The sequence below is a fragment of the Microcystis sp. M165S2 genome (assembly GCF_020245885.1).
Lineage (GTDB): Bacteria > Cyanobacteriota > Cyanobacteriia > Cyanobacteriales > Microcystaceae > Microcystis.
On sequence record NZ_JADBTZ010000065.1, the window covers coordinates 1 to 4,931 of the forward strand.

Annotated in this window: 4 protein-coding genes; 3 read left to right on the top strand and 1 reads right to left on the bottom strand. The window is 43.0% G+C overall.

What is annotated here, in order from left to right; translation table 11 throughout:
* Positions 1–251, bottom strand: a 251-nt coding sequence (locus IM479_RS03645; protein WP_287699190.1) for a helix-turn-helix domain-containing protein, incomplete at its 3' end; no start/stop codon positions are given.
* A 205-nt stretch (positions 252–456) separates the two neighbouring features.
* On the opposite strand from IM479_RS03645, the gene IM479_RS03650 reads away from it, so the two are divergent.
* From IM479_RS03650 to IM479_RS03660, 3 genes are all read left to right on the top strand, one after another.
* Entirely contained in the window at positions 457–1,974 is a 1,518-nt protein-coding gene (locus IM479_RS03650) for an NAD(P)H-hydrate dehydratase (protein WP_287687736.1), read from the top strand.
* A gap of 361 nt (positions 1,975–2,335) precedes the next feature.
* Positions 2,336–4,141, top strand: a complete 1,806-nt coding sequence (locus IM479_RS03655; protein ID WP_287687737.1) for an aspartate kinase — start codon at positions 2,336–2,338, stop codon at positions 4,139–4,141.
* A 222-nt stretch (positions 4,142–4,363) separates the two neighbouring features.
* Complete coding sequence (locus IM479_RS03660; protein WP_287687739.1) at positions 4,364–4,756, top strand: hypothetical protein; 393 nt, start codon at positions 4,364–4,366, stop codon at positions 4,754–4,756.
* The last annotated feature ends 175 nt before the right edge of the window (positions 4,757–4,931 follow it).

Sequence of the window (4,931 nt, forward strand, 5' to 3'; positions counted from 1 at the left end):
AAATGTCTTAACCCTTGTGGTAAAGGTACACAACTAACTTCGTTTAAAAAGTCTAATTCTTCTTGCTTTTTCCAATCGGTCAACATTGAAGACGTTTCAGTATATCCTATTCTTTCTTGTCTTTCGTACCAAGCTTGTGTTCGTTCGTGGAGAGCTTTATTGTAAACTAATCTTACACAGCCCAAAGTGCGCCGCAATAGCGACTCTTGTTCGGGTGTGGGGTAAAATCGAAACGAATAGGCTTTTTCCATGGGGAGCATTTTAGCATATATTTCGTAAATGCGCTAGTATTTAACGGTAAAGCCGTCGTAGAACGACGGGGTTTCAGACCCAAAATTTTCGATGATCTGGTTATTATCACCCAACCCAGCCTTCAGCCGGTGAAAATTCGGGCTAATTGGGAATTTTTCGGCAAAAAAGTTATCTAGACCTGCTAACAGGCAATTTATCCCTCGAATGAGCTACAATTATCGGTCAAACGTGGTTAATAGCGAGCAGATGCGTCGCATTGAAGGGTCGATTTTTGCCTCCGGTATGCCTGTGGCCGCTTTGATGGAAAAGGCAGCCCTGTTAACGGCACAACAGCTTAAAAAGTTCTATTCTTTGGCTAATTTCCCCAAAATCGGCGTTATCGTTGGCCCTGGTCACAATGGCGGCGACGCTCTCGTGATTGCTAGAGAATTACATCTTGCTGGTTATCAAGTATCTCTTTTTTGTCCGATCGCCAAACTCAAGGATTTAACAGCACAACAGGCTAATTATGTCAAGCATTTAGGCTTAATTTTTCAGAAAACTTTAGAATCTTTGGAGGATTGTCAGTTAATTATCGACGGTCTCTTCGGTTTTGGTTTAGAAAGGACTTTATCGGGAGATATTGCCGAATTAGTCGATAAAATTAATAGTTGGCAAAAACCGATAATTAGTATCGATATTGCTTCAGGAATTCACACCGACACTGGAGAGGTTTTAGGCACGGCAATTAAAGCCACTCATACCTTTTGTTTAGGACTCTGGAAGCGCGCTTTTTTACAAGATTTGGCCTTACCCTATCTAGGTAAAGTGGAGTTAATTGACATAGGAATTAGTCCCCTTGACCTAGAAACAATTCTACAAGATTCACCGCCAATTCTGAGGGTTAATCCCGATCTAATTCGCCCTTATTTACCTTTACCCCGTCCTCTACTTACCCATAAATATCAGCAGGGACATTTATTAATTATCTGTGGTTCTCGTCGTTATGCAGGGGGGGCAATTCTTGCCGGATTAGGAGCGCGAGGTAGTGGTGTGGGAATGCTTTCTATTGCCGTTCCTGCTGCCCTCAAATCTTTATTAATTAGTCATTTACCAGAAGCATTAATTATCGATTGTCCTGAAACTGCCACGGGAGCTATTGCCGAACTTCCCCTAGAATTAAATAATTATCATGTCCTCGCCTGTGGTCCTGGATTAACCACAGAAAATCCTGCTATTATCGAACAGGTTTTAGATAGTGATAAACCGATTATACTCGATGCCGATGCTTTAAATATTTTGGCTCAATTGGGTATAGACAAATTATTATCTCGTCAGAATAAAACAATTTTAACGCCTCATTGGGGAGAATTTAAACGCTTATTTCCTAACTTATCAGGTTCTCAAGACAGGATTCATATCACTCAAGAAGCATCTCAACAAAGTGGTGCAATTGTGTTATTAAAAGGAGCCAGAACTACGATCGCCTCTCCGGAAGGTAAAATGTATATAATCCCCGAAAGTACCTCCGCTTTAGCGCGAGGTGGTAGTGGTGATGTCTTAACGGGATTAATCGGCGGATTCTTAACCCAAATGCCAGATAAACCCTCGGAAGCAACCGCATTAGCGGCTTTTTTACACGCTCAAGCCGGCATTTTAGCGGTCAAAGAAAGGACAGAATTAGGAGTAGATGGAGTGACTTTAGCTAATTATTTATTTGCTGCCCTTAAAGGTTTAAATTAAACTCTGGAGGGAAACAGACGCAACCCGAAAACATTGATAATTGTTACTGTATCTAACATTAAAATATCTTTCATAATACCTATCTAATAAACGCAGAAATAAGAGGAGGAAACGATAAAAATACTATTAAAATAGCATAAATGTACTGGATTTAAACTGAGTATGGGTATTTTAGTACAAATGCTCGGACTGCCTCAACCTAGCTCCGGCGCTCCCTTCTCCGCTGCAGTCTTAAGGATTAATTTAGATAGTCGGCATTTGAGATAAAACATAAGGAATGTTAACCAAAACCACTTAACGTTAAGGAATTTTGATAAGTTGGAGATTGAACAAAGATAGAAAGTCTCTAGCGCTGACAACTATGGCTGTAATTGTCCAAAAATACGGTGGTACATCGGTAGGTTCCGTGGAACGCATTCAATCGGTAGCTCAACGGGTCAAAAATACGGTAATAGCAGGAAATACCGTGGTGGTGGTCGTTTCTGCCATGGGTAAAACCACCGATGGATTGGTCAATTTAGCCAAACAGATCGCCGCCGAACCCTCGCGCCGGGAGATGGATATGTTATTATCCACGGGGGAACAGGTGACGATCGCCTTGATGAGTATGGCCCTAGAGGAAATCGGACAACCGGCCATCTCCCTAACCGGCGCTCAGGTGGGAATTGTCACGGAATCCGAACATAGTCGCGCCCGTATTTTAGAAATTAAAACCGATCGCCTCTCCCGTCATCTATCGGAGGGTAAAGTAGTTGTTGTCGCTGGTTTTCAAGGTGTCAGCGATAGTGATCAACTAGAGATTACCACCCTAGGCCGCGGTGGTTCCGATACCTCGGCCGTGGCCCTAGCAGCCGCCTTAAAAGCCGATTTTTGCGAAATTTACACCGATGTACCCGGTATTCTCACCACTGACCCCCGTTTAGTCCCCGAAGCGCGTCTTTTAGACCAAATTACCTGCGATGAGATGCTCGAATTAGCCAGTTTAGGGGCGAAAGTTCTCCACCCGCGAGCGGTGGAAATCGCTAAAAATTTCGGGGTTCCCTTGGTTGTTCGTTCCAGTTGGACTGAGGATCCGGGTACTTGGGTGACATCCCCGGCACCGAAACCGCGCACCCTGCAAGGATTGGAATTGACAAAAGCCGTGGATGCGGTGGAATTTGAGGGCAATCAGGCGAAAATCGCCCTTTTACGGGTTCCTGATCGTCCCGGTATCGCTGCCCGTTTATTCGGGGAAATCGCTCATCAACAGGTGGACGTGGATTTAATTATTCAATCGATTCACGAGGGGGACAGCAACGATATTGCCTTTACGGTGATGGGAAATGCCTTGAAAAAAGCCGAATCCGTGGCCGAAGCGATCGCACCGGTTTTACGTTCCCATCCCACTAATACAGAGGAAGCGGAAGTGATCATCGAATCCGGGGCCGCTAAAATCGCCATTACCGGCGCTGGAATGATTGGCCGGCCGGGAATTGCTGCCCAAATATTTAGCACTTTGGCCGCAGCGGCAATTAATATCGAAATGATCTCCACTTCTGAAGTAAAAGTCAGTTGTGTCATCGATGAAGCGGACGGAGAAAAAGCGATTAAAGTCCTTTGTGATGCTTTTCAACTGGAGTATTCTGCTAAAGTTGCTCATCGCGAAATCCCTCACAATTTAGTCCCGGTACGGGGAGTGGCCCTAGATAATAATCAGGCACAAATGGCCATTCGTCGCGTCCCCGATCGCCCCGGGATGGCAGCGAGAATTTTCTCGGTTTTAGCGGCAAAAAATGTCAGTGTCGATATGATTATTCAATCCCAACGCTGCCGCATTGTCGATGGTATTCCCCGACGGGATATCGCTTTTACTTTGCCCCAAGCTGATGCTAATTTAGCCCAAAAAATCCTCTTAGAACTATCGGAAAGTTTGGGTTTACAGGAAGTGGTGGTTAATAATGATGTGGCCAAAGTTAGTATTGTTGGTTCGGGAATGGAAGGACAACCGGGGGTAGCAGCACGCTTTTTTGAAGCTTTAGCAAAGGAGAAAATTAATATTTTAATGATTGCTACTTCTGATATAAAAATCAGTTGTGTGGTGAATCAAGAAGATGGAGTCAGAGCCTTACAAGTGGTTCACGCCGCTTTTGGATTGGCCGGACAGGGTAAAATTGAAGTACCCGCCTAATTGAAATTAAAAGTTCTATGATAGAACGTAGGTTGGGTTGAAGCATGAAACCCAACGCTCGCATAGTTTACGCTACCGCTAACCCATCCTACAAATAATTGTGCCTATCTACTTAAATGAAATTAAAAGTTCTATGATAGGGGTAAGAGTTGTCAAATTGCTGGCAACTTAACCCCCAAAAATCCGATCAATAAGTTAACCCTCATCACCCCGATTTTATCTATGGAACCGATAACAGTGGCGACAATTGTTGCTTTGGTATTTCAGACTACTGTAGAAAAATTTACCGAAGCTGCTCTAGAAAAAATTAATACTTTGCGGCAAATTATCTGGAATAAACTTAAAGCTAATCCTAATGCTGAAAAAGCTTTACAAGCTGCTGAAAAAGGGTCAAAAACTGATCTAGAAAAAGTAGCAGATTATTTAAAGGTTGCCATGAATGATGAAGCAGATTTTGCCGAAAAAGTCAAGGGTTTAGCAACAGAAATTCAATCCTTGAAAATTCAGGATAATAGTAGTATGAACCAGACTAATTATGGGGGGACAAATTTCCAGAATAAGGTTGAGGGGGGTGAAGTTTATCAAGCAGCAACTATAAACATCAATAAAACCTGACTGGAGCCGCCTGTTAAGGAACAGGTTAAACAACATCCTCACAATTTATCTAATAGTAATATCCCTAAATTTGTTGGTAGGGATAAGGAATTAATTGACTTAAAAAATAAATTACAAGAATCCCAAAAGCTTGCTATATCTACCTTAACGGGAATGGGAGGCATAGGTAAAACTG